Source organism: Albidovulum sp., from assembly GCF_049646345.1.
Taxonomy (GTDB): domain Bacteria; phylum Pseudomonadota; class Alphaproteobacteria; order Rhodobacterales; family Rhodobacteraceae; genus Albidovulum.
In genome coordinates this window covers 1-4,335 of sequence record NZ_JBARVQ010000650.1, presented here as the reverse complement: position 1 = coordinate 4,335, position 4,335 = coordinate 1, and the positions used below count along the sequence as shown (strand labels likewise).

Genomic DNA, 4,335 nt, shown 5'->3' with positions numbered 1-4,335 from the left:
GGTTGAAGGCGCGTGCTGGAACGCCCGGGCATGCGCCGGTGTTGGACGGGCCGTTCTCAGAGGCCGAGTTGGACCGCTATGCCCGCCACATCGTCTTGCGTGAAGTCGGCGGCATGGGCCAGCGACGGCTGAAGGAGGCGAAGGTGCTGGTTGTCGGCGCGGGCGGGCTCGGCTCTCCGCTGCTTCTCTATCTCGCGGCGGCGGGCGTGGGCACGATCGGGGTGATCGACGATGACGAGGTGTCGAATTCCAACCTTCAGCGGCAGGTGATCCATACCGACCAGCGGATCGGCATGCCCAAGGTCTTTTCGGCCGAAGCCGCGATGAAGGCGCTCAATCCGTTCATTGCCGTCAAACCCTACAACCGGCGTCTGGGCGCGGATGAAGCCGTGACGCTCTTTGCTGAATATGACCTGATCCTCGACGGATCGGACAATTTCGACACGCGCTATATGGTGAATGCGGCGGCGGTGGCGGCGAAAAAGCCGCTGATCTCAGCGGCGATCACTCAGTGGGAAGGCCAGATCAGCCTTTACGATCCGGCGCAGGGTGCCCCCTGCTATGCCTGCATCTTCCCCGACCGGCCCGCCGATGGCCTTGCACCCGCCTGTGCCGAGGCAGGCGTCATGGGCGCGCTGCCGGGGGTCATGGGCTCGATGATGGCGGTCGAGACGATCAAGGAGATTACCGGGGCGGGCGAGGGCCTGCGCGGACGGATGCTGATCTATGATGCGCTTTACGGCGAAAGCCGCCAGATCGCATTGAAGCGCAGCCCCGGCTGCGCGGTTTGTGGCCTCTGACCGGCTCAGCCTGCCGCGATGATCTCTGCCGCCGCCGCTTCGGCGGACAGCACCGCCCCTTCCATCCATCCGGCCCAGTCGCGTGCGACGTCGCCGCCGATGACCCGCAACGGACCGAATCCGTCGGCAAAGATCCCGGCCGGGTTCGGTCCTGTCGCAGCGGCCATCCAACTGCCCCGGGCATAGGGATCGGCGGGCCAGTCCTTCGCATCCGCCTCATGGATAACAAGGCCCGGGCAGGCCTCGGCGAAGAGGTCGGCAGCTGTGTGGCCGGTCATATCCCCGGCCAGGGCCTGCGCCGAGAGAAGCAGGTCACCGTCGCGGTCCCAGGTGTAGAGCAGCCGCAGCGGAGAGCCCAAGTGAAGCCGCGCGGGTGGCACCGGCCCCGTGGCACGCGCCCAGAGTTTGACGACACGGCCGGCATTCATCCGCGCCGAACGGTCGGGGCCGATGGCGGGATGCGCGGGGGTCACGTCGATCGCATGAAGCGCGGCGACAGGCACGGCAAGCAGGACGCGGGCCGCATGAAACCGGCCTGTGGGGCAGTCCACGCTGACGTTATTCCCGGCGACCGCCACACGGGTCACAGGCGACGACAGATGCAGGCATTCCCCGGGCAGACCGGCCGCCATCCGCGCCACCAGCGCCCCCGCCGTCCTGTCCAGCCGTCTGGTTTCCGGCGCTAGCGTCAGGTGGATATCCTGATCGTGAAAGCGGATCTCCTCGCGCAGCGAATGGGCGGCAAGGCTCTGCGGATCGGCGCCGGTCAGGGGAAAGATCGCCGCCTCGGTCAGGGCGCGGTCGGTCGGATCGGGGATCAGCCGGTCGAGCAGTGCGGCCAGCGAAACCCGGGTTTCGTCCCCGGCAGGAGGGGCATCTGCCCAGACCTGAAGGGCCGAAAGCGCCACATCGAAACCGGGGCGCGCCCGGCGCAGGTCGTCATAGCTTGCCTCGGCGCGATATCCCGGAACGTCCCAGAGGAGGTTCGGCGCTTCATCCTCCAGCCTGAAACCATGGGCCGTGGCCAGTGCCATCATCCGCGGATGCAAAGCCGGGATCACCCATTCCGCGCCCCAGTCGACCTCTCGTTGCCCCGGTGCAAGTGGCGCTGCATAGGTGCGCCCACCGATCCGGTCCCGTGCCTCAAGCACCAGAACGTCATGTCCCGCCCGCCTCAGGGCAATTGCCGCCGTGAGGCCGGCAAGACCGGCACCGACGATAAGAGTGTCACAGGTTGAAGCCGGGTCAGTCATCTGTCGATCCTGTCGCCTGAAATCCGCGGGGATATTTTGATCAAATCATTCGGGCACCCGATGGAAATGTCAATCGCGTCGATCTGGACGAAGATCACGGGGCCACATAGGGTCAGCCCGAAGGAGATCACATGAACAGCTTGCTCACCCGTTGGGATACAGACTTTGCCCTGCCACCCTTTGCTGACATCCGGGACAGCGACTTCGCCCCCGCCTTCGAGGCGGGTCTGGCCGATGCCCGGGCGGCGATTGGGATAATCGCCGGGGACACGTCGCCGCCCAGCTTTGCCAACACGATCGAGGCGCTGGAACTGGCAGAGGAAACGCTGAACCGGGTGGCGGGGGTGTTCTACAACCTTGCCGGGGCAGATTCGACGCCGGACCGCGAGGCCTTGCAACGGGATCTTGCCCCGAAGATGGCGGCGTTTTCGTCCGAGGTGACGATGAATTCTGCCCTCTTCGCACGGATCGAGGCCTTGTGGCAGGGACGCGACGGATTGGGGTTGTCAGCGGAACAAACCCGGGTGCTGGAGCTTTACCGGCGCATGTTCGTGCGGGCCGGTGCCGCACTTGACGGTGCGGCGCAGGGACGGATGGCCGAGGTGAAGGAAAGGCTGGCGGTTCTTTCGACCGCCTTCACCCAGAACCTGCTCGCCGATGAGCGCGACTGGTGGATGCCTCTGGCCGAGGCCGATCTGGAAGGCCTGCCGGACTTCGTCGTGGCCGCCGCCCGGGCCGCCGCCGAGGAACGCGGGCGCGACGGGCATGTGCTGACGCTCAGCCGCTCGCTCGTGGTGCCGTTCCTGCAATTCTCGCCGCGCCGCGATCTGCGCGAAAAAGCCTATGAGGCCTGGGTGGCGCGGGGTGCTAATGGCGGGGCGACCGACAACCGGGCACCGGCCGCCGAGATCCTTGCCCTGCGCGAGGAGCGGGCGCAGCTTCTGGGCTACGACAGTTTCGCATCCTACAAGCTGGAACCGGAAATGGCCAAGACCCCCGCTGCGGTGCGCGATCTGCTGATGCGGGTCTGGGACCCGGCGCGGGAAAAGGCGCTGGCCGATGCCGACGTGCTGACAGGCATGATGCATGCGGACGGCATCAATGGCGATCTGGAGGCCTGGGACTGGCGCTATTACTCCGAGAAGCGGCGGCTGGCCGAACATGACCTCGATGAGGGCGAACTAAAGTCCTATTTCGGGCTGGAGGCGATGACGCAAGCGGCTTTCGATTGTGCCGGGCGTCTGTTCGGGCTGGAGTTCAGGCCGCTCGATACGGACCTCTACCATCCCGATGCGCGGGCATGGGAGGTGACACGAAACGGGCAGCACATCGCCGTCTTCATCGGTGACTATTTCGCGCGGTCATCCAAGCGGTCCGGCGCATGGTGTTCGACCTTTCGCGAGCAGCGCAAACTGGGGGGCGATCAGCGCCCCGTGGTCGTCAATGTCTGCAATTTCGCCAAGCCCGCGAAGGGGGAACCGGCACTCCTGTCTTGGGACGATGCGCGGACGCTCTTTCACGAATTCGGCCATGCCCTGCATCAGATGCTGTCTGACGTGACCTATGGCTTCATCTCCGGCACGTCGGTGGCCCGCGATTTCGTCGAACTGCCAAGCCAGCTTTTCGAGCATTGGCTGGAAGTGCCTGAAGTGCTCGACAAACACGCCCGGCACGTGAAGACCGGCCAGCCGATGCCCGCCGCGCTCCGCGACCGGCTTCTCGCGGCGGCGACCTATGATCAGGGTTTCGCGACGGTCGAATATGTTGCATCGGCACTTGTCGATCTGGCGTTCCACGACGGGGCGGTGCCCACCGATCCGATGGCGGTGCAGGCCAAGGTGCTGGCCGGTATCGGCATGCCGCATGCGATCCGCATGCGCCACGCAACGCCACATTTCGCCCATGTGTTTTCGGGCGATGGCTATTCATCAGGCTATTACAGCTACATGTGGTCCGAGGTGATGGACGCCGATGCGTTCGAAGCCTTCCGCGAGGCGGGTGACGCCTTCGACCCGGAGACCGCGCAAAAGTTGGAACGCCACATCCTGTCGGCGGGCGGGTTGGAGGAGGCGGATACGCTTTACACCGCGTTCCGGGGGCGCATGCCGGGGGTGGAACCGCTTCTGAAAGGGCGCGGATTGTGGGACCCGGCAGAGTGACAGCAGATGTCCTGATCATCGGCGGCGGCATCGCCGGGGTCTCGGCCGCAGCCCGGCTGTCAGCGCTGGGACTAGTCGTTCTGCTGGAGGCCGAGGATCACCTCGCCTATCACACGTCAGGCC

The 4,335-nt window shown here is 65.7% G+C and carries 4 protein-coding genes; 3 read left to right on the top strand and 1 reads right to left on the bottom strand.

The window, feature by feature from the left end; all coding sequences use genetic code 11:
- On the top strand, window positions 1–800 hold an 800-nt coding region (locus WBB85_RS16980; RefSeq protein ID WP_432639779.1), incomplete at its 5' end, for a HesA/MoeB/ThiF family protein.
- Window positions 801–805: 5 nt separating this feature from the next.
- Here WBB85_RS16980 and WBB85_RS16975 read toward each other — a convergent pair.
- A complete protein-coding gene (locus WBB85_RS16975; RefSeq protein WP_432639778.1) occupies window positions 806–2,053 on the bottom strand; it encodes a flavin monoamine oxidase family protein in 1,248 nt (415 codons plus the stop codon).
- A gap of 131 nt (window positions 2,054–2,184) precedes the next feature.
- Between WBB85_RS16975 and WBB85_RS16970 the strand changes: the two genes are divergently transcribed.
- Window positions 2,185–4,212 carry a M3 family metallopeptidase gene (locus tag WBB85_RS16970; protein ID WP_432639777.1) on the top strand — a complete coding sequence of 676 codons (2,028 nt, stop codon included), beginning with the start codon at window positions 2,185–2,187 and terminating at the stop codon, window positions 4,210–4,212.
- The coding region (locus WBB85_RS16965; protein ID WP_432639780.1) for an FAD-dependent oxidoreductase at window positions 4,209–4,335 on the top strand (127 nt) is incomplete at its 3' end. The genes WBB85_RS16970 and WBB85_RS16965, both read left to right, overlap by 4 nt.